14 protein-coding genes are annotated in these 22,117 nt (G+C 66.7%); 10 read left to right on the top strand and 4 right to left on the bottom strand.

Translation table 11 applies throughout. From position 1 onward, the window contains the following. Window positions 1–86: 86 nt before the first annotated feature. Window positions 87–857, bottom strand: a complete 771-nt coding sequence (locus LZC94_23855) for an enoyl-CoA hydratase/isomerase family protein (protein WXB10910.1) — start codon at window positions 855–857, stop codon at window positions 87–89. Window positions 858–863: 6 nt separating this feature from the next. Beyond that, window positions 864–1,832, bottom strand: coding sequence for a RimK family alpha-L-glutamate ligase (locus LZC94_23850; GenBank protein ID WXB10909.1), 969 nt, complete (start codon window positions 1,830–1,832; stop codon window positions 864–866). A gap of 582 nt (window positions 1,833–2,414) precedes the next feature. Between LZC94_23850 and LZC94_23845 the strand changes: the two genes are divergently transcribed. Genes LZC94_23845 through LZC94_23830 form a run of 4 tightly spaced genes read left to right on the top strand, consistent with a single transcriptional unit; the run spans window position 2,415 to window position 6,490 of the window. Beyond that, window positions 2,415–3,404, top strand: a complete 990-nt coding sequence (locus tag LZC94_23845; GenBank protein ID WXB10908.1) for a hypothetical protein — start codon at window positions 2,415–2,417, stop codon at window positions 3,402–3,404. Window positions 3,405–3,452: 48 nt separating this feature from the next. Next, window positions 3,453–4,700, top strand: a complete 1,248-nt coding sequence (locus LZC94_23840; protein WXB10907.1) for an aspartate kinase — start codon at window positions 3,453–3,455, stop codon at window positions 4,698–4,700. 26 nt (window positions 4,701–4,726) lie between these two features. Next, window positions 4,727–5,764, top strand: coding sequence for an NADP-dependent oxidoreductase (locus LZC94_23835; GenBank protein ID WXB10906.1), 1,038 nt, complete (start codon window positions 4,727–4,729; stop codon window positions 5,762–5,764). A 24-nt stretch (window positions 5,765–5,788) separates the two neighbouring features. Then, window positions 5,789–6,490 (top strand): glutathione S-transferase N-terminal domain-containing protein, encoded by a 702-nt coding sequence (locus LZC94_23830; protein WXB10905.1) that lies wholly within the window; start codon window positions 5,789–5,791, stop codon window positions 6,488–6,490. Window positions 6,491–6,510: 20 nt separating this feature from the next. Here LZC94_23830 and LZC94_23825 read toward each other — a convergent pair whose 3' ends face one another. Next, window positions 6,511–7,146: a tetratricopeptide repeat protein gene (locus tag LZC94_23825; protein WXB10904.1), complete on the bottom strand. Its 636-nt coding sequence runs from the start codon at window positions 7,144–7,146 to the stop codon at window positions 6,511–6,513. 104 nt (window positions 7,147–7,250) lie between these two features. On the opposite strand from LZC94_23825, the gene LZC94_23820 reads away from it, so the two are divergent. The 6 genes from LZC94_23820 (at window position 7,251) to LZC94_23795 (ending at window position 19,358) form a co-directional block, all read left to right on the top strand. After that, window positions 7,251–10,406 (top strand): TonB-dependent receptor, encoded by a 3,156-nt coding sequence (locus LZC94_23820; protein ID WXB10903.1) that lies wholly within the window; start codon window positions 7,251–7,253, stop codon window positions 10,404–10,406. A 495-nt stretch (window positions 10,407–10,901) separates the two neighbouring features. Next, window positions 10,902–13,919 (top strand): TonB-dependent receptor, encoded by a 3,018-nt coding sequence (locus LZC94_23815; protein ID WXB10902.1) that lies wholly within the window; start codon window positions 10,902–10,904, stop codon window positions 13,917–13,919. Between the two features lie 106 nt (window positions 13,920–14,025). Beyond that, window positions 14,026–17,181, top strand: a complete 3,156-nt coding sequence (locus LZC94_23810) for a TonB-dependent receptor (GenBank protein ID WXB10901.1) — start codon at window positions 14,026–14,028, stop codon at window positions 17,179–17,181. Window positions 17,182–17,364: 183 nt separating this feature from the next. Continuing rightward, window positions 17,365–18,612 (top strand): kynureninase, encoded by a 1,248-nt coding sequence (gene kynU, locus LZC94_23805; GenBank protein ID WXB10900.1) that lies wholly within the window; start codon window positions 17,365–17,367, stop codon window positions 18,610–18,612. A gap of 168 nt (window positions 18,613–18,780) precedes the next feature. After that, window positions 18,781–19,200 (top strand): universal stress protein, encoded by a 420-nt coding sequence (locus LZC94_23800; protein WXB10899.1) that lies wholly within the window; start codon window positions 18,781–18,783, stop codon window positions 19,198–19,200. Continuing rightward, window positions 19,155–19,358, top strand: a complete 204-nt coding sequence (locus LZC94_23795; GenBank protein ID WXB10898.1) for a universal stress protein — start codon at window positions 19,155–19,157, stop codon at window positions 19,356–19,358. The genes LZC94_23800 and LZC94_23795 overlap by 46 nt, the downstream gene beginning before the upstream one ends. On the opposite strand, the gene LZC94_23790 is transcribed toward LZC94_23795, so the two are convergent. Next, window positions 19,324–21,936 (bottom strand): serine/threonine protein kinase, encoded by a 2,613-nt coding sequence (locus LZC94_23790; GenBank protein WXB10897.1) that lies wholly within the window; start codon window positions 21,934–21,936, stop codon window positions 19,324–19,326. The genes LZC94_23795 and LZC94_23790 overlap by 35 nt on opposite strands. Between the last annotated feature and the right edge of the window lie 181 nt (window positions 21,937–22,117).

Raw genomic sequence — 22,117 nt, 5'->3', positions numbered from 1 at the left:
CCGCCGGGCCCCTCGAAACGGGCAGGCCCCTCGAAACGGGTGGACCCCTCGAACCGGCGTGCCTCTGCCGCGCCGGGCGCGCCAAATCAGCCGCGCGGCGCGAAACGGGGGGCGCGCCGCTGGAAGTACGCCGCCACCGCCTCCGCATGATCCGGGGCCGTCCATGTGGCGATGAAGCGGGCGCGCTCCTCGTCGCGGACGGCGGCGGGGTTCGTGCGGGCGATGCGCAAGAGCGCCTTCATTTCGGCGACGGCGCGGGGAGAGCCGCGGGCGATGTCGTTCGCCCACCCGAGCGCGATGCTCAGGCATGCGCCGTCTTGGCAGACCGTGTCGACCAGGTGGAGCGCGTGCGCCTCGTGCGCGGAGATCTCTTGCGCCGTGAAGAGCAGACGCGCCGCGTTTCCGGTGCCCACTGTGGCGAGCAGGCGAGGGACGGTCCCCCATGCGCTCGTGACCCCCATGCGCACTTGCTTGAAGGAGAGCCGCGCGCTCGCGTCGGCGATGCGCATATCGCAGGCGAGCGCCAACTCGGCCCCGCCGCCGTAGGCCACGCCGGGGATGGCGGCGAGCACCGGCACCTCCAGCGCCTCGAGCCTCGAGCACAGCTCTTCGCCGAGGCGCGCGAAGCGCTCCGTGGCCTCCTGCGAGGTGATGTCGCGCACCTCGTTGAGATCCCCGCCGGCGCAGAACGCATCGCCCTCGCCGGTGAGGATCACGCAGCGCACGGTTTGGTCGTCGCGGGCGTCGTCGACGGCGGCCGAGAGCGCGCGAAACGTGGCCTCGTTCAGCGCGTTTTTGACCTCGGGTCGCGCGATGGTCCAGATGAGCGCGCCTTCGGACCGCTGGATTCGGAGCATCGCCGCTCAGCCCCCGTTCGCGAAGGCGAGGGGACGGATGCGGCGCGATCGCCGCTCTTGCTCGAGCACCAGATCTTTGCGCGCGTTTCGCTTGTTCCGGCGCTGCACGTAGCGCTCGGCGTGCAGGATGATGGCGCCCGCCACGTCGATCCCGCTGGTGCGCTCGATCCCTTCCAGGCCGGGCGAGCTGTTGATCTCGAGGATCTTCGGGCCGTCGCGGCCCTCGAGCATATCGACGCCGGCCACCTCCAGCCCCATGACCCGCACGGCCGCGATGGCCGCTTGGCCGTAGCGCTTGTCGAGGTTCACCCGCACGCCGAGGCCGCCACGGTGCAAATTCGAGCGGAACTCGCCCGCCTTCGCTTGCCGCCGCATGGAGGCGACCACCCGCTGGCCGACCACGATGGCGCGGTAATCTTTCCCCTTCGACTCGGCGATGTACTCCTGCAGGATGATGTCCTGACCCATCGCCCAGAGCGTTTCCAGCAGCGACGTGACCGCCTGCGGTGTCTCCGCGATCATGGTCCCGATCCCCTGCGCGCCCTGCTGCAGTTTCACGATGGCGGGCGTGCCGCCGATGAACTTGAGCGCCAGGTCGACCGAGTCCGGCGTTTTCGCGCAAACGGTGCGGGGGACGTCGATATCCTTGCGCGTCAGGAGCTGCATCGCGCGGAGTTTGTCGCGCGAGCGGGCGATCGCGACCGCGGTGTTGAGCACCGGCACGCCCATCATGTCGAACTGGCGAACGACGGCCAGGCCGTAGTTCGTGATGGACGCGCCGATGCGCGGGATCACCAGATCCGCGCGGGGGACCGGGCGGTCTCCCAGGAACATCGCGGGGCGTCTCCGCGAGACCACAATGTGAAAATCGAGCGGATCGGCGACCGTCACCTCGTGTCCGCGCGAGCGCGCGGCGAGCACGAGGCGGCTCGTCGAGTAGAGCGTGGCATTGCGGGAGAGCACGAGGAAGCGCATCAGCGACCCGGAAGGTACGAAGGTCGCGCGGTGGGCGCAATGCCGTTGGTCAAAAGGAGCGACGGTTGCGATACGCTCCGAAGAAAACCGCCAAAATCAGCGACTGATGGCGACGGTCTCGGCCTGGGGGGCGGGCGCAGGGCTTCCTCGATCATGCGAATAGAATTGGAGGAAGGCGATCACTGCGAGCGCCACCACGCGAAGGACAACGTGTTGTCGGTGGCTCATGACAAACCCCAATGCACTACCCATGCCCTCGTCGATCCCCGTCGCGAACGTCGCGACAGCCCGGGCCGGAAAGGTCTTGCAGTCGGCTTTTGTCGGCTGGCGTGGGCGGGAACGTGACAACCGGGTCACGGGGGACACGAACCGTGCGGCTTCTGCCACACGCTAGAGGTGTGTCGCTGCGTCAGAATGTCACGACTTCTACTGTGGTCGAATTTGCCGCCGAACCCGCTGTGCGGCCTCCCGAGCTCGCAGGCGAGGGGGCGGTCCGTGCTACATGCACGAATCAACGCGTGCAGGCCGGACGAACACGTTTTCTTGCTGCCCCGCAGCCAACACCGTAGGACAATTTCGAATATGGGTCAGGAGCACGGAAAACCTGCGGGCAACAAGTCGGGCGCGGCCGATGGCGGAGCACCCGTCGCGCAAATCGAGATCGAGGACTCCCTCGACGATCTCCCGCCGCTCGATGGTGACGCCGACGAGGCGGACGAGGAAAGCGACCGCGACCGGGCTCTGCTGGAAGACGACGAGCTCGCATCGGACACCGACTCCCAAGATGCCATCGATCCCTTCGACGACTCGACGGGGGAGGGCGATCCGGTCGAGGAGCTGGCCGAGGAAGAGCACTCCTGGCTGACGGACGCCGAACCCGCCGAGGCTTTGGATCTGGGCAACTTGGACCTTCAGCTGGCAAACGACGGTGTGCTTGGAACGGTCATCGGCGACGACGACGAGCCGGGGATCGACGGCGAGGACTTCGGCCTCGACGACTCGCTCCAGGATGGCCGCGGCGCCGTGCTGCTCGACGGCGGCGAAGAGGGCCCGAGCGGCCCCGACGAAGAGCTGCGCGAGGCCGATCTCCCCGCCCTGGACGCCGACGAAGACGGCGATCTCGACGACGCCGTGCTCGACGACGTCGCGCTCGACGACGATGCTCCGCTTCCGTGGGATGCGAGCCCGTGGGAGCGCGTCCCCGCCGACAACGCCAAGAGCTTCGGCGCCCGCGCCCCCGAGCAAGACGCCGAGTCGGGCGAGCGCACCTTGCTCCGCCTCGGCCTCGCCAAGATGGGCGATCTGCGGGTGACGGCGGAGGCGACGGCGCACGACCACGTGCTCGTCGCCCTGGTCTCGCGCATCGCGGGCCGCGCGTGGCTCGTTCGGGTGCCCTCCGCGTTCCCCCGGGGCGAAGCGCGCATCGTGGCGGAGGTCGGCGGCGCCGACTTCGGCGACGATCCCGAGATCCTGTCGCTCGCTTGGGACGATGCGCGGGGTGTGGTCTGGGTCGGAGGGCTTTTCGGCCTGCTCGCCTTTCAGCCGCACGCGGCCCCGCGCGCCTCGGTCTGACCGTCTGATCTAGGAAGCGGCATGGCCGCTTGAGTAGAATCCCGCGCCATGGCCATCATCGTTCAGAAGTACGGGGGTTCGTCGGTCGCGGACGTCGTGAAGATCGGGCAGGTCGCCGATAAAATCGTCGCGGCCAAGTCGGCGGGGCACGACGTGGTGGTGGTCGTGAGCGCGATGGGCAAGACGACCGACGAGCTCTTGGCCCTCGCGCGCACCGTGCGCCCGCCGGAGGACGTGCTCTTCGATCCGCCGCGCCGGGAGCTCGACATGCTGGTCTCGACCGGCGAGCGCGTCTCCATGGCCCTCTTGTCGATCGCCATCCACGCGCGCGGCTTCGACGCCGTCAGCTTCACCGGCAGCCAGTCCGGCATCATGACCAACGATCGCCACTTCGACGCGCGCATCATCGAGGTGCGCCCGCACCGCATCGAGGACGAGCTGGCGCGCGGCCGCATCGTCATCGTGGCGGGCTACCAGGGCATGAGCTACAAGCGCGAGATCACCACCCTCGGCCGCGGCGGCTCCGACACCACCGCCGTCGCCTTGGCCGCCGCGCTCGGGGCCGAGTCGTGCGAGATCTACAGCGACGTCGACGGCGTCTACTCCGCCGATCCGCGCGTGGTGACCGATCCGAAGCACCTCGGCGAGGTCGATCTCGCGACCTTGCAGCAGATGGCCGAGAGCGGCGCCAAGGTCCTGAACGCCCAAGCCGTCGAGTGGGCGCGCCGGGCGAAGATCGCCATCTATGCGCGCCGCACCGCCGATTACCACTCGTGGACGCACGCGCGCGCCGGCCTGCGCCTTCGCCCGGAGGATCCGCGCGAGCAAGGCGCGGGGGTGGGCGTGCGCGAAACGGTGGCCCACGAGGAGGCGATCACGCGCGTGCGCGCCGTGGTGGGCCTCGATCGCGTGGTGATCGCGCGCTCCGGCGAGTCCCTGCGGCACGTGGTGGATCTCCTCGGCAAGATGCAGCTGCCGCTGCTCGACATGTCGTGGTCGCACGCAGGGGCCAGCGCCATCGTCCCGCTCCTGAACGTGCCCGACTGGGATCGCGCGCGCAAGAAGCTGGTGGCGGCGGGGGTCGACATCGACGCCGGGTATGCCCTGGTGAGCATCGTGGGGGCGGAGCTCGGTGCGGCCGCGCTGCCCCGCTTCTTGGACGCGCTCGACGCCGTCAAGACGGTCCCCAAGACGCTGTCGGCCGGCCCCCTCCATATCTCCGCCGCCATCCCTGGGGCTGCGCTGGCCCCCGCCCAGCGCGCGCTGCACGCCGCCTTCGTCGACCTTGACGGTTGAGGCCTTGCGGCCCAAAAACCACGTCCATGAGCGACGGCCTGGTGAACCGCCAAATTGTCCTCAAGAGCCGCCCCATCGGCGCCGCCACCGTGGACAACTTCGAGTTGGTCCGCACCCCGGTCCCGTCGCTCGCGTCGGGAGACGGTGAGAACGCGGCGGGACAGGTCCTTTCGCGCACGCTCTGGCTCTCCCTCGATCCGTACATGAACGTGCGGATCCGCGGCAAAACGTACGCGGAGCCCGTGCCCATCGGCGGCGTGATCGTGGGCCGCACGGTGGGTCGCGTGATCGAATCGCGCCACCCGGACTATGCGCCCGGCGATATCGTGCTCACACCCGGCGGGGTGCCCGGCTGGCAGGACTATGTCGTCAGCACCCCCGAGCGCAAGGTCGACCCCTCACTCGGCCCCATTTCCACCGCCCTCGGCGCGCTCGGGATGCCCGGCAAGACCGCCTATGTCGGTCTGCTCGACATCGGCCAGCCAAAGGCCGGTGAAACGGTGGTCGTCTCGTCCGCGGCGGGCGCCGTGGGCTCCTTGGCGGGGCAGATGGCGCGCCTTCGCGGTGCGCGGGTCGTGGGCATCGCCGGCGGCCCTGAAAAATGCCGCTATGTGCGCGAAGAGCTGGGCTTCGACGCGTGCGTCGACTACCGCGCGGCCGACTTCGCCGAGGCGCTCGCGCGCGCGTGCCCCAAGGGCATCGACGTTTACTTCGAGAACGTGGGCGGCGACGTGCTCCAGACGGTGTGGCCGCTCTTGAACGATTTTGCGCGCGTACCGGTGTGCGGCCTCCTCGCGGAGTACGACGACATGTCCCCGCGCCCTGGCCCGAGCATGCGCTCGGTGCTGAACAAGCGCCTGACGTTGCAGGGCTTCATCGTCTCCGACCCGGCGCACCTCGAGCGCACCGGCGACTTTTTGCGCGACACCTCGTCGTGGCTGCGCCAGGGGCAGGTGACCTTGCGCCAGGACGTGGTCGAGGGCCTGGAGCGGGCGCCCGAAGGTCTCGTCGGTTTGCTCGCGGGTCGGTATTCCGGAAAGTTGGTCGTTCGCGTCGCGGAGTAATTCGAATTCCAAAAGGAGGAAGGCGTGTTTGATCTTCACTATTGGCCAACCCCGAATGGCCACAAGATTACCATGTTCCTCGAAGAGACCGGGCTGCCGTACCGCATCTTCCCGGTGAACATCAACACAGGGGAGCAGTTCAACGCCGAGTTTTTGAAGATTGCGCCCAACAACCGGATGCCGGCCATCGTCGACCACGATCCGGTCGAATCGGGGCCCCCCGTCAGCATCTTCGAGTCGGGCGCCATTCTCCTCTACCTGGCCGAAAAGACGGGCCAGCTCTTCTCGCCCAGCCTTCGCGGCCGGGTGGAGGTGCTCCAGTGGCTCTTCTGGCAAGTGGGCGGCCTCGGCCCCATGCTGGGCCAGAATCACCACTTCGTCCTGTACGCGCCGCAGAAGATCCCCTACGCCGTCGACCGCTACGTGAACGAGACCAGCCGCCTCTACGCGGTGCTCGACAAGCAGCTCGCCGATCGCGAGTTCATCGCCCGCACGTTCTCCATCGCGGACATCGCCTGCTACCCCTGGATCGTACCGCACCAGAAGCAGGGGCAGGATCTCGCCCTGTACCCCAACGTGAAGCGCTGGTTCGACACCATCCGCGCGCGTCCCTCCACCGTGCGCGCCTACGAGAAGGCCAAGAGCGTGCAAGCGCAGCCGGCCGCCATGACCGAGGAGGCGCGCAAGATCCTCTTCGGACAGAACGCGTCCACCGTTCGCCGATAGCGCGATCGCGCGCGCAAAGGTCAGCCGCCGCGCTGGGCGATGCGCGCGATCGTGGTTCGCATGCGCTCGCGCCCGGACGGCGCGCTCACCGGATCGATGGGGTGCACCACGATTTGAAGCGCCCGAATCATGGTGCGCGCCTCCGCCGCGAGATCCGGATCGCTGCGCGCGGCCGCCAATGTGAGGAGCCTGCGCCAGACGCCCAGCTGCGCGAGCGGGTGCCCGTCTTCGCCGTACCAACGCGCCAGCTCCCGCAGCGCGCGCGGATCGTTCTCCTTCACCGCGTACGTCTCCAGATCTTGCGCCGCCTCGAGGCCTTTGCCGATGGCGCGCCGGGTGCGCGCGCGCCCGAGGAGCGCCGCGTAGAGGGCCGGCACGCGCTCCAGGCTCACCGAGTACACGCGCTCCGCCTCGCGCAAATCGCCGAGGCGCAGCCGTAACGACGCGAGGCCCAAGTAGCCCTCGCCGGAGGTGGGATCGAGTGAGAGCGCCTCGGTGTAGAGGCGAAGGGCGGTTTGCTCTTCGCCCGCGGTTTCGTGCACACGCGCCTCGCGAATCAACTCTTCGGCCACCGTTTGCGCCTTGGCGACGGGGGCGACGAGCAGCGCCGCGGGCAACAGCAGAAGCGTCATGAGCGTGCGGAGCGCGAAGGCCATGGGGTCGATCCCCGCCATTGTAGAGGAGCAAGCGCGGATTCCAACCATTCCTATTTGTATGTTGGGCTCGCCCCATTTAGCGTGGCCAACCCGAAGAGGGACACATGAAATCATTGGGACGGTATGGGACGCTTTCCGCCGCGGCGTTCGCAGCGGCGATGGTGGTGGTGGCGCCGGCGCGAGCCCAGCAAGGCGCGGCGGTTCTGACGGGCAAGGTCGTGGACGCGGCCTCCAAAAAAGGCGTGGCGGACGTGGTCGTGACCGTGACGTCGCCCTCGTTGCAAGGGGAGCAGATCGTCACCACCGACAACACGGGACTGTACCGCATTCCGGCGCTCCCTCCGGGTGTCTACACCATGCACCTCGACAAAGAGGGATACCGCGCCTACCAGCGCGATCAAATCCAGCTTCGCGCCGACGCCACCATCCGCCTCGACGCCGATCTCCTGCCCGAGAACCTCGAGGCCAAAGAGGTGGTGGTGGTGGCGCACGCGCCCACCGTCGACGTGGGGTCGACCACGAGCGGCGCCAACATCAACAGCGACTTCACCTCACGCATCCCGGTCACGAACCCCGGCGCACGCGGAGGCGCGCAGCGCAGCTTCGAGTCGGTGGCCGAGGCCACGCCCGGAGCCAGCGCCGACCTTTACGGCACGTCCATCAACGGCACCACGTCGCCCGAGAACTCGTATGTCATCGATGGCCTCCGCACCAACGGCTCCAAGTACGGCGTGAACGGCTCGCCCCTCTCCATCGAGTTCGTCAAAGAGGTGAACGTGCTCTCCGGCGGCTACATGCCGGAGTACGGGCGCTCCACCGGCGGCATCCTCAACGTCGTCACCAAATCGGGCTCCAACGAATACCACGGCTCGGTGTGGGCCAACTGGACCCCCGGCGCGCTCGAGGGCTCGCGCAAATATCCATTCTTCTACGGCACCTCGGTGCAGACCCGCCGCTCCTTGGGCAATGTCTACGACGTGGGCTTCGACCAGAGCGGCCCGATCGTGAAGGACAAGCTCTGGTACTACGTGGGCTTCGGCGTCTCGCGCGCCATCTACAACCTCGATCGCACCATTCACAAATACGAAATCGACGCCGATGGCAAGTACGGCGGCTCGGCCGAGATCCCCGGCTCCGGATCGCGCGCGAACGCCACCTCGACCTCGTATCAGCTCTTCGCCAAGCTCGATTACGCCGTCAATCAGAACAACAAATTGGCCCTCAGCTTCGCGGCCACGCCCACGTTCTCCGGAGGGAACGGAGACTACTCCGTCGATCCGCAGAGCGGCCACGTCGAGGGCTTGGTCAACGAGTTGAACCTCGCGGGGCAGTACAGCGGCCAGGCGCACACCCGCGACTCGGGCGCCTACGATACGATTTTGAAGTGGACATCGCAGTTCGACAACAAGTCGAAGACCATCGACACCACCCTGGGATGGCACCACGAAACGGGCGGCACCCTCGGCGCCGACGGCTTCGGGGTCGGCCGCGGAGTGGGCTTCTCCACCTTGCCGGGCCTCACCTACCGCCGCAACGTGGACGAAAACGGAAATCCGTATTTGCACGGGGTGGACGACTTCGAGCGGGCCGCCGGCTGCTCGCGCCAGACGCGCACGGACGCCGATGGGAACACGTACACGGTGCCCGACTGCCCTTTGCAGACATACCGCACGGGCGGTCCGGGATTCCAAGATCGCCAGGTGCTCGATACGTATTCGGCCAAGAGCGTCTTGACCGTCCTGGCGCAAGGGCTCGGCCACCACGTGATCAAGGCCGGCGCGGAGTTCGAATGGTCCTCGTCGTGGCACAACCGCGGTTACTCGGGCTCCAACTTCCTCCAGGAGTCGAGCGATGGATCGGTGTTCGACGTGGTGGCGGGATATGGCTATTTGAAGAACCCCGACAATCCCACCTATCTCGACCGATTGGTCACTCGATCCAACTCCCTCAACCTGGGTGGCTTCATTCAGGACAGCTGGTCCATCCTGGACCGAATCACGTTGAACGCCGGGCTCCGCTACGACAATCAATTCCTGTTCGGCACGGACGGAAAGCTGTTCATGTCCTTTGCCAATCAGCTCTCCCCGCGCCTCGGCGTCATCTTCGATCCCACGCAGAATGGGCGCTCGAAGTTTTTTGCCAGTTACGCTCGCTTCTACGAGAGTGTCCCGCTCAACATCCTCGATCGCGGGACAGGGGAGCCGGCGCTCTATGCCACCCTCGATGGCGCGCAATGCAACCCGCTCGACACCGTGCAGATCAATGGATCGTGCCGGACGGCCCAGGTGCTCGGACCCGCCAACGGCGGCTACGCGGCGACTCCCGACCGCAAATTCCAGCCCTACGCCGGCAGCAAGAGCGTGATCGATCCCGACCTCAGCCCGCAGTCGATGAGCGAATTCACGGGCGGCGGTGAATACGAACTCATCAAGAATGGCCGCGTGGGTGTGACGTACGTGCGACGCTGGATGAACAATATCGTGGAAGACATGAGCGTGGACGAAGGATCCACCTTCTTCATCGGAAATCCTGGTAAGGGAATCGCCAAAAGCTTTCCCGAAGCAAAACGCGATTACGACGCCGGCACCTTTCACTTCATGAAAAACTTCGCCGACGGTTGGCTGGCTCAGGCGAGCTATACGTTGTCGTGGTTGCGCGGGAACATCTCCGGACTCTACAAGGCCGAGACCGGCCAGCTCGATCCCAATTCCAATTCCACCTTCGACCTCCGCTCACTCCTCATCAACCAAACGGGCGACCTACCGGGAGACCACCGGCATAATTTCAAAATTTACGGCGCGAAAGACATCCAGGTAACGCGCGCGTCGCTGGCGCAAATCGGCGCTTCGATCCAGGCGCGATCGGGCGCACCGACCAATTACTTGGGCGCCCACACCTTTTATGGTGCCGACGAGGTCTACATCCTTCCGCGCGGAAGCGGCGAACGCCTCCCGTGGAACGCCAATGTCGGGACCCACCTCGGCTACGGCTGGCGCTTCGAGAACGGCATGTCGGTGTCCGTCACCATGGATATTTTCAATCTATTCAACTTCCAGGGCGAGCTCGCCACCGACAACCGCTACACGCGAAGCAGCGTGCTGCCCATCGAGGGCGGTTCTAGCGGGGATCTGCCCAACAACCTGAAGGCCGCACCTGGGAGGTCGCCGTTCACGCCCGCGCAGATCAATCCCAACTTCGGTAAGGCTTTTCTCTATCAGGAGCCCCGGCAGTTCCGATTCGGCGTGCGAGGAACTTTCTAGCCGTGCAGTTGTGGGAATTTTGCCCCACACCGCAGGGTGTATGTATACATCAGTCTCTTATGTAAGGTGATTCTGAACTCCCGTTCGACTGTCGCGTAAATCCATAGAATCGAGCCAAAAATAAGAGGGATCGCCCCTCGACCCGCCCGCTTGTTTGGGTTGGTAGCGACCGCTTTTGCCGCAGTGCGGTGATGTGCGGCAAGACCGGCGAAGTCAGATTTATTCCGACCCGCGCGAGTTTTTCTTGCCGACCACCCCGGTTACGTGGTGATTGCGGGCTGGACTCATTTCACGACACGCACCCGACCGGCGACAGTCGCTCGGCCGGGAGCACGGGATCAAGGGAGCACGATGAGACTGCGAGCTTTTCGACCCAATTTGGCTCTTTCCGTCGCCGCGCTGACTGCCACGATCGTCGTGGTGGCACCGGCGCAGGCACAGCAAGGTGCGGCGGTTCTTACCGGAAAAGTTGTCGACGCTGCCTCCAAGAAGGGGGTGGTTGACGTCGTCGTCACGGTTACGTCGCCCGCGCTGCAGGGCGAGCAGATCGTGACGACCGACAGCTCGGGAACGTACCGGATCCCGTCGCTGGCCCCAGGTGTCTACACCCTCCACCTCGACAAGGAGGGGTACCGGGCGTACCAGCGTGATCAGATTCAACTGCGCGCGGACGCGACCATCCGCCTCGACGCCGACCTCCTCCCCGAAGGCCTGAAGGCCGAAGAGGTGGTGATCGTCGCGCATGCCCCGACCGTCGACGTGGGTTCGACCAGCGGCGGCGCAAACTTGAACAGCGACTTCGTCTCGCGCATTCCCATCACGAACCCCGGCGCTCGCGGCGGTGCGCAGCGAAGCTTCGAGTCCGTGGCGGAAGCTGCCCCGGGTGCGACGGCCGACCAATTCGGTACGTCCATCAACGGTTCGACGTCACCGGAAAACTCTTACGTTATCGACGGTCTCCGTACCAACGGCTCCAAGTACGGCACCAACGGCTCCCCGCTGTCCATCGAGTTCGTGAAAGAGGTCAACGTCCTCTCCAGCGGGTACATGCCCGAATACGGCCGCTCCACCGGCGGTGTCTTGAACGTCGTCACCAAGTCCGGTTCGAACGAGTACCACGGGTCGGTGTGGGCGAACTGGACCCCGGGCGCCCTCGAAGGCGCGCGCAAGTACCCGTACTTCTACGGCACCTCGGTGCAGACGCAGCGCTCGCTCGCCAACGTGTACGACATCGGCTTCGACCAGAGCGGTCCGATCGTCAAAGACAAACTTTGGTACTACGTGGGCTTCGGCGTTTCGCGCGCCATCTACAACCTGAATCGCCGCATCGATCAGACGAACTACAACGACGCGGGCGACGCGATCGGCACGGCGTACGTGCCCGGGACCAGCCAGCAGTTCCAGGCCTCGTCCACGAACTACCAGATCTTCGGCAAGCTCGATTTCCGTATCAATCAGAACAACAAGCTCGCGCTGACCTTCGCGGCGACGCCGGCTTCGTCGGGCGGAAACGGTGACTACGCCGTCAACCCGCAGACGGGTTTGATCGAAAATACGAACAACGAGTTGAACCTGTACGGCCACTACGGCGCCATGGCGCACTCGTACCGGTCGGGCGCGTACGACACGATTTTGAAGTGGACCTCGGAGTTCGACAACAAGTCGAAGAACGTCGAGACCACGGTCGGCTGGCACCACGAGCAGGGCGGACGCCTCCCGGCGGACGGCTTCAACGTGGGCAGCGGCTTGGGCTACGCGGGCATCCCGCTGATGGTCTGGCGCCGCACGCCCGAGCTCCGCGGGATCGAGCAGTTCGAGACCATCCCCGGCAACGTCTGCCGCCGAATCCCGAACCCCAAGTACGCGCAGGATCCGGATCATCAGCCCGAGACCCTCGCCACGTGTCCGCTCACCGAGTACCGCACGGGCGGTGCCGGGCAGATCGACCAGCAGACCCTCGATACGTACACGGCCAAGAGCATCCTCACGGTGCTCGCGCAGGCCGCGGGTCACCACGTCATCAAGGCCGGCGTCGAGTTCGAGTTCTCGTCGTCGTGGCATAGCCGCGGTTACACCGGCACGGGCTCGTTCCGCGAGAACGTGGCCGGCACGAACATCACGCAGAACCGCGGGTACGGCTACATCGCGAGCCCCGACAACGCCGTCTCGATCGACCGCTACGTGAGCCGGTCGAACTCGATGAACCTGGGCGGCTTCATTCAGGACAGCTGGCAGGTCTTCGACAAGTTCACCGTGAACGCCGGCATCCGGTACGACAACCAGTTCATGTTCGGCACCGACGGGAACCTGTTCATGACGTTCCCGAACCAGATCTCGCCGCGCGTCGGCATCATCTTCGACCCCACGCAGAAGGGCCGTTCGAAGATCTTCGCCAGCTACTCGCGCTTCGTCGAGAGCGTGCCGCTCAACATCCTCGACCGCGGTACGGGCGAGTCGCAGGTCAACGCCAACGTCCTGCAATCGCAGTGCAACCCGCTGGACGTCAACCAGGCCAACGGCGTATGCCGCAACTTCCGCAAGTACGCGGCGAGCGCGGGCGCGCTGGGCGGCACGATCCCCGACCGGAAGTACCTGCCGACCGGCGGCGGCAAGAGCGTCATCGACCCCGATCTCAGCGCGCAGTCCAGCAGCGAGATCAGCGCCGGCGCCGAGTTCGAGCTCGTCAAGAACGGCCGCATCGGAGCCACCTACGTGCGCCGTTGGATGAACAACGTCGTCGAGGACATGAGCAACGACGAGGCGGCGACGTACTTCATCGGCAACCCTGGAAAGGGCATCGCCAAGGGCTTCCCCGAGGCGAAGCGCGACTACGACGCCGGCACCGTCTACTTCATGAAGACGTTCGCCGACGACTGGCTCGCCCAGGTCAGCTACACCCTGTCGTGGCTGCGCGGCAACCTGCCGGGCCTCTATCGCCCGGAGACCGGTCAGCTCGACCCGAACTCCAACTCGTCGTTCGACCTCAAGTCGATCCTCGTGAACCAGGAAGGCGACCTGCCCGGCGACAGCCGCCACCAGTTCAAGATCTACGGCGCGAAGGACATCAAGGTCACCAAGGAGTCGACGGCGCAGCTCGGCGCATCGTTCAACGCCCGCTCCGGCCAGCCGACGAACTTCCTCGGCTCGCACCCCATCTACCTGGCCGACGAGGTGTTCCTGCTCCCGCGAGGAAGCGGCGAGCGTCTGCCGTGGAACGCCAACATCGGTACCCACATCGGTTACGGGTGGCGCTTCGAGAACGGGATGTCCCTCCAGTTCACGATGGACATCTTCAACCTGCTCAACTTCCAGGGCGAGCTCAATCGCAACCAGCGCTACACGCAGTCCGACGTTCTGCCGATTCAGGGCGGCACCAAGGCCGACCTGCCCGGCAACGTGAAGACGCCGACCGGCGAGGCCTTCTCCGCCAGCCAGATCTTCCCGGCCTTCGGCACGCCGAACCAGTACCAAGAGCCGCGTCAGTTCCGCTTCGGTATCCGCGGGAGCTTCTGATTGCGTAACGGGGTCTCCCTTACCGCGCGCTGTATCGACAACGGCCTCCTCCCGTCCTCTCTGGGCGGGGGTGGGTCGTTCTCTTTCGCACGCGTAAGGGAGCCCGATGAAATCGCGATTCAGTCGCACGTTCTATCTATCCACCGCCGCGCTCAGCGCCTCGATCGTCCTCGTGGCGCCGGCGCCGGCGCGCGCCCAACAAGGCGCGGCGGTTCTCACAGGTAAGGTCGTCGACGCCGCCTCCAAGAAGGGGGCGGCCGACGTCGTGGTGACGGTCACGTCGCCCGCCTTGCAAGGCGAGCAAATCGTCACCACGGACAATACGGGAACGTACCGCATCCCGAGCTTGCCGCCGGGTGTCTACACCCTGCACCTCGATAAAGAGGGCTACAAAGCTTATCAGCGCGACGAGATTCAGCTCCGCGCCGACGCCACCATCCGCCTCGACGCCGATCTCCTCCCCGAGGGGCTCAAGGCCGAAGAGGTGGTCGTCGTGGCGCACGCGCCGACGGTCGACGTGGGGTCGACCACGAGCGGCGCCAACATCAACAGCGACTTCACGTCACGCATCCCGGTGACCAACCCCGGCGCGCGCGGCGGCGCCCAGCGGACGTTCGAGTCGGTCGCGGAGGCCGCACCCGGGGCCAGCGCCGACCGTTACGGCACCTCGATCAACGGCACGACGTCGCCCGAGAACTCGTACGTCATCGACGGCCTGCGCACCAACGGCTCGCGCTACGGGGTCAACGGCTCACCGCTCTCGATCGAGTTCGTCAAAGAGGTGAACGTCCTCTCCGGCGGCTACCTGCCCGAGTACGGAAAATCGACGGGCGGCATCCTCAACGTCGTCACCAAGTCGGGCTCCAACGAGTACCACGGCTCGGTGTGGGCCAACTGGACCCCGGGCGCGCTGGAGGGCTCGCGCAAATCGCCCTTCTTCTTCGGCACCTCCATCCAGACCCGGCGCTCCCTGGGCAACGTCTACGACGTGGGCTTCGATCAGAGCGGCCCGATCGTGCAGGACAAGCTCTGGTACTACGTGGGCTTCGACGTCTCGCGCGCCATCTACAACCTGGATCGAAGCATTTACCGGTACGACACCGGCGAGGATGGGAGCCTGCAAGGCGCCTCGGAGCTCCCCGGCACCACGCAAAGGTTCGCGGCCACGTCGACCTCGTACCAGCTCTTCGGAAAGCTCGATCTCCGGATCAACCAAAACAACAAACTGGCGCTCAGCTTCGCGGCCACGCCGACCTTCGCAGGCGGGGGCGGTGATTTTTCGGTGAGCCCCACCTCCGGCCAAGTGGAGGGGACGCTCAGCGAATTCAACATCGACGGCACCTACGGGCGCCTGGCGCGCGTGCGCCGCTCCGGCGCCTACGACACGATTTTGAAGTGGACCACGGACTTCGACAACAAGTCGAAGAGCATCGAGACGGTGCTGGGGTGGCACCACGAGCTGGGTGGCAACATCGGCGCCGATGGCTTCGGGGTCGGGAGCGGCTTGGGGTTGTCGGCCGTCCCCTCGGTCACGCTCCGCCGCAACCCGAGCTACCACGGCATCGAAGAGTTCGAGAACACACCCGGGTGCGGCCGTCGCCCCATCACCGCGGGCTCCTTGGCGGGGGGCACCCAGGCCACGTGCCCGGTGCTCCAATACCGCACGGGCGGCCCCGGCTTCATGGACGAGCAAGTCCTCGACACCTTCGCCGCCAAGAGCGTGCTCACGGTGCTGGCGCAAGGCCTCGGCCACCATGTCATCAAGGCCGGCGCCGAGTTCGAGCTCTCCTCGTCGTGGGCCAGCCGCGGCTCGTCCGGCGGCCGCACCTTCACGGAGTCGGCCAGCGGCACCCGCTACGACACCGGAGGCGGCTATGGCCACCTCTCGAGCCCCGACAACGGCCTTCTGCTCGATCGCGTGGTCACCCGCTCCCACTCCGTGAGCATCGGCGGCTTCATTCAAGACAGCTGGTCGATCGCCGACAAAGTCACCCTGAACATCGGTGTCCGCTACGACAACCAGTTCCTCTTCGGCACCGACGGGAAGCTCTTCATCACGCTCCCGCACCAAATATCCCCGCGCATCGGCCTCATCTTCGATCCGCTGCAGAACGGCCGCTCGAAGCTCTTCGTGAGCTACGCGCGCTTCTACGAGAGCGTGCCTCTGAACATGCTGGACCGCGGGGTCGAGCCCACGACCTCCAAGTCGACCAACCTCAATACGTGCAACCCGCTGGACGTGTCGCAAGCCCAGCGCGTATGCCACGCCGACTCGGCGCGCCGGGTGTGGCCCGCGGTCGGCGGCAAACAAGGCATTACCAATACACCGGACCGCGTCTTCTCGACCTACGGCGCGGGCAAGCGGGTGGTCGACCCCGATCTCAGCCCGCAATCGATGAGCGAGTTGAGCGGCGGGGGCGAGTACGAGCTCGTCAAGAACGGCCGCATCGGTCTGACCTATGTCCGAAGGTGGATGAACAACGTCATCGAGGACATGAGCAACGACGAGAGCGCCACGTTCTTCGTCGGCAATCCGGGCAAGGGCATCGCCAGCGGCTTCCCCGAAGCGCGCCGCGATTACGATTCAGGGACGGTCTACTTCGCAAAGACGTTTGCCGATGATTGGCTCGCGCAGGTGAGCTACACCTTGTCGTGGCTGCGCGGCAACATCGCGGGGCTCTACAAGCCGGACACGGGGCAGCTCGATCCGAATTCGAACGCGACATTCGACTTGAAGTCGATCCTGGTCAATCAATCCGGCGATCTCCCGGGCGACCACCGCCATAGCATCAAGGTGTATGCGGCCAAGGATTTCAAGATCGGGCGCACGTCGGTTGCCCAGGTGGGCGGCTCCGTGCAAGCGCGTTCGGGCGGGCCCACGAACTACCTGGGCGCACACCCCATTTACGGCGCGGACGAGGTGTTCATTCTAGGGCGCGGCGCCGGTGAGCGTCTGCCGTGGAACGCCAATGTCGGTACGCACCTGGGGTATGGGTGGCGGTTCGAGAACGGAATGTCGCTGTCGTTCACGGTCGACATCTTCAACTTGCTCAACTTCCAAGGCTCGTTGAGCACGGACGAGCGTTACACGCGAAACGAGGTTTACGCGGTGACGAACGGGACGCGATCGGACCTTCCCGGGAACGTGCGCCAGGTGGCGGGGGGGACGCTCGATCCGAAGTCGGTCAATCCGAACTTCGGGAACGCCAACGCGTACCAGGAGCCGCGGCAGTTCCGGTTTGGGGTGCGGGGGAGCTTCTGAGCGCCGAGGCGTGAAGCGCGGCGCGGGGGGCGCTTCACGCGGCGTGTTCGCGGGATGCTTGCGCCTTGCAGGGCGTTTGCGGGATGCTTTGCGCCTTGCAGGGCGTTTGCGGGATGCTTTGCGCCTTGCAGGGCGTTTGCGGGATGCTTTGCGCCTTGCACGGCGAGGCCGTAGAATCGCCTCGTGATCACCCGTGACGAGGCGCTCGCGCGCGATGCCGACGATCCGCTAGCGCACGTTCGCGAGCGGTTTGCGCCGGGGAACGGCGATGTCATCTACCTGGACGGCAATTCGCTGGGGCGGCCGCCGCGGGCTACGATCGAGCGAATCCGCCGGGCGATGGACGAGGAGTGGGCGGGCGAGCTGGTGGGCGCTTGGGACCACTGGATCGAGCTCGCGCGCGAGGCCGGCGACGTGATCGCGGGCATCGTGGGGGCTCGCCGCGGTGAGGTCGTGGTCTCCGACTCCACGAGCGTCAACCTGTACAAGCTCGCCGCTGCGGCGCTGGACGCGCGGAGCGAGCGGCGGATCATCGTCACCGACGCCAACGACTTTCCCACGGATCAATACATCGTGCAGGGGCTCGCCCAGGCGCGGGGGCTCGAGCTGCGGCCCATTCCGGCGGATCTCGACGGAGGGATCACGCTCGCGCAGGTGCGGCAAGCGCTCGACGCGGACGTCGCGCTGGTCGCGCTCTCGCACGTCGCGTACCGCTCGGGCGCCATCGCCGACATCGCGGGGATCACGGCGGCCGCGCACGGCGCGGGCGCGCTCACCTTGTGGGATCTTTGCCACTCGGCGGGCGCGGTGCCGATCGATCTCGCGGGGACGGGCGCGGATCTGGCCGTAGGTTGTACGTACAAGCATCTCAACGCCGGCCCCGGCGCGCCCGCGTTTCTGTACGTTCGCTCGGATTTGCAAGCGCGCCTTCGACAGCCCATTTGGGGCTGGTTCGGCCAGCGCGACCAGTTCGAAATGGCGGCCGACTACGCGCCGGTGGAGGGCATCGAGCGCTTCCTCGCGGGCACGCCGCCCGTGCTCTCGCTCTACGGCGTGCTGGAGGGCGCGCAGATCAGCGCGGAGGCGGGCGTGGATGCGATCTTCGCCAAGGCACGCGGGCTGACGTCCCTCGCGGTGACGCTCTTCGAGGAATGGCTCGCGCCGCTGGGGTTCACCTTGGCGTCACCGCGGGACGAGCGCGCGCGTGGGGCGCACATCGCGTTGGCGCATCCCCAGGCGTGGCCACTGTGTCAGGCGTGGAAGGCGGCCGGGGTCATTCCGGACTTCCGCACGCCCGATCGCCTGCGCATCGGCGTGGCGCCTCTCTACACGCGCTACATCGATGTTTACGATGCGTTCGCGCGCCTGCGCACCATCGCCGAGACGCGCGCGTACGAGAGCTATCCGAGGGCGCGCTCGCGCGTGACATGACCGCGCACGGGCGCGCGCTCGCGCCGTTCGGACACCTTGGCGATCACCTGTTCCGTTCCCCAGGGAAAGGCCTTGGAGCGAGCCGTTCGGCCTCTTTTTTCGCGCGACGGCGCGAGGAGGTTGAGCGCTCGACGTCGCCGTGGCAAGAGATTGAGCACTCGGCCCATCATGAACCTCCCCACCCATATCCTCGTTCCCACGGACTTCAGCCCCACGGCCGATGAGGCGTTGGACTACGCGATCGTCCTCGCCGCCAAACTGGGCGCGAGCATCACCGTCGTGCACGCTTACGACGTCGCCGCCGTGTCCGGCGCCCATGTGCGCGCCAACGCGCAATCGGCGCTCGATGCGGCGCTGGCCAAGCGCCAAGGCGCGGGGGTCTCGCTCAAGTCGCTCCTCAAGAGCGGCAACCCGCTCGACACCATCCCCGACGTCGCGCGCGAGATCGGCGCCGAGTTGATCGTGATGGGGACGCACGGCCGCCAGGGAATTGCACGCATGCTGCTCGGCAGCGTCGCCGAGCGCGTGGTCCGCACCGCCCCGTGCCCGGTGCTCACGGTCGCTCCGGCGGATCCGGACGAGGCGTAGAGGCGTTCGGCGCCGCGGCGGCCGCGCAACTCGTGATGGGAACGCACGGCCGCCAGGGAATTGCACGCATGCTGCTCGGCAGCGTCGCCGAGCGCGTGGTCCGCACCGCCCCGTGCCCGGTGCTCACGGTCGCTCCGGCGGATCCGGACGAGGCGTAGAGGCGTTCGGCGCCGCGGCGGCCGCGCAACCAAGGCGGAGCGAAGCGGCGCGCGCGGCGCGTGCCGTGATGCTCCGCGGCTCGCCGCCCCATCGTTCGAGCACGACGCGGTATTCGTCGCACGCTTCGCGCGCGCGGCCGGCCTTGGCGAGGGCGTCGCCGTACAGGGCGTGGGCTTGAAGGCGACCCATCGATTTCCGGAACAGGCACGATCGCGTACCGCGCCGGAGCTCCGTGCGCGCCAATTCGAGCTGGCCGGCGTAAAGGTACATTCGGCCAAGGCTCAAATCCATATTCACCTCGCGCAACTCCGCCGGATAAATGGGATGGACGGGCGGCTGGTGCGCGACGGCCAGCTTCGCGTCCTCGGCGGTTACCACGTATTCGACATAGGCCACGTACCATCGCGTGCCCGGCGCGGCGATGTAGCCGCCCCGCGCGATGAGCCCTTCTTCGTCGCGCGCCCGCCGCCGGAGCATCTCGTCGCGATCGATCAACCCGGTTCGGTAGAGCGCCACCGTGGTCTCCACGGCTTGATTGTGCTGGGCCGAGGGCAGCCACGTTTGCGATGCCTCGATGAACGCGCGGGCGCCGCGCTGGGCTTCCTCGGTGCGCCCGAGCTCGAGGTCGAGCTCGAAGCGCGCGATGAGCGGCCTCGCGCGCTCGAGGCCATCGGCGGACGCTGCCACCGCCTTGTCCCAACCATCGAGGGCGGCGTACGCGCGATCGAATTCACCGTCGAGCACCGCCAGGAAGAACTCATCGCCGTAGCGATCGAGCGCGCGATCCGCTTGGGGCGACCGCGCCCACTTCTCCTCGAGGATCGCCCGCACGGCGCTCGTGCGATGGCTGCGCCCGAACTCGGCCCGCGCGAGGTACGTATATCCGTCGGGTGAGTTGTGATCGATCGCGATGAGCCGGCGCGCGGCCAGCGCCGAGTCGTCGCAGGCGCCCTCGTTGGCCTCGAGCTTTGCGCGCGCTACGAGGCAATCGACCGCACCTTGCGGCGCCGCGGCGACGCATGCCTCCAAGGATTTGCGGGCGGCCGCCAAGTCGTCCTGCTGAAGCTCGGCGCGGGCGCGCAACCAAGACGCCATGGCGCCTGGAACACGGTCTTCCATGGCATGGAACCGCTCCGGCTCGCGGAGGTGAATGGCGCTCGCCGCCCGAGCGATCCACCCGGTGTCTTCGTTCGGGAACTGCTCCGTCAACGCCTCCAGTCGGCGCGTCGCCAAGCCGTAATTGGGCGGTTCCTCGATCGTGGGCTCCAGCGCCTCCAGCAGCATGGTCTGCATGGATGACAGGCGGCTGCGGAGCGAGCGCGCCTCCGCGAAGTGCGTGCGCGCCGCCGGCTCGGGCCACTCGAACGTCGCGGCGAAGAAGAGGTGGGCCGCGGCGAGCCCCGGATCGCGCTGCGCAGCCTCGGCGAATTTGGCCCGCGCGGCGGCGCTCGAGGCGTCTTTCCAGAGTTGAAGGCCCGCCTCGAGCAGCGCTTGCGCCTCGGTATTGTGAGAAGAATCGGAGGTCGGAAGGGAGGTGTCCGCCGTCACCGGGGGATCGGCCGACACCCGGCCGCGCACGCGAACGTAGGCCACGGCGCCCATGGCGAAGGCGAAAACGAGCGCCAAGAACGCCGCGCGCCGCCGGCCTACCGCCGGACGCCGCGTTGCCGAGGGCGATATCGTATCGGCGGTGAGGAGCGCGCGCGGGGTGGGAGGAACCGTGGTCGCATCATTGTGTGGCTCGGTCGCCGGCGAGCCCGGGGCCGCGGGGATCGGCAAGTCGGAGAGCGCTTTGCCGAGCGCCGACGCGCAGGCCGCGCGCAGGGCCTCGTTCATCGATCCCGCGCCCGGCCATCGCCTCGTCTTATCGAAGGACAGCGCGCGGTCCACGACATCGCAAATGTCTTTTGGAACGTGCGGCGCGACCTCGGAGAGCGGTATGGGCGGTCGCGTCGCCGCAAAGACGAGCATTTCGTTGGTGGACTCGGCCGGATGAACATAGCGCCCGGAGAGGAGCGTAAACATGGTGGCGCCGACCGCCCAAAGATCCGTTTGCCCGTCGATCTCGCGGGTCCGCCCCAGGGCCTGCTCGGGCGCCATGAAGGCCGGCGTGCCCATGGCACGACCCGAGCGCGTGACCGACGCCGCCTCGTTGGCCTCGAAGAAGCGAGCAATGCCGAAATCCAGGACGCGAACCTCGCCGTCCTCGGTCATGAAGACGTTATCGGGTTTGATATCGCGGTGGACGATCCTGGCCGCGTGCGCCGACTGCAAAACATCGAGCAGCGCATGCGCGACCACGAGGACCTCCTCGAGCGGCAAGATCATGCCCCTTCGGGCGGCGCGGGTGCGCAAGTTCTCACCCGAAAGCAGCGGCATGACGAGGAACGTGGAGCCATCCTCGGCCACGTCATCATCCGTGACGGGGACCACGCCCGGGTGCTGGATGGTATTCGCCACGAGCGCCTCCCGCCGGAAAAGGCGCTCGACCACGGGATCCGCCGAGAGTCGCTCGTGCAGGATCTTGATGGCGACGGGATGTCCGTTGCGATGGACTCCCGCGTAAACGGCAGACATACCGCCAATACCGATCAAGCGGCGGATGCGATATCGCCCGCGGAGCCACGTGCCGATGCGCCGTAGAGCGGCGTGTGCGTTGGACTCGTCGAGCCGTACCGGCATGCTCGCCCGGAACATGCCAGGGCACGCAACGGAGTCAAGGGGAGAGCCTTCGGGGCTATCGCGCCGCGGTGCTGCG

The organism is Sorangiineae bacterium MSr11954 (assembly GCA_037157815.1).
Taxonomy (GTDB): domain Bacteria; phylum Myxococcota_A; class Polyangia; order Polyangiales; family Polyangiaceae; genus Pendulispora; species Pendulispora albinea.
This window is presented reverse-complemented; position numbering and strand designations above follow the sequence as displayed.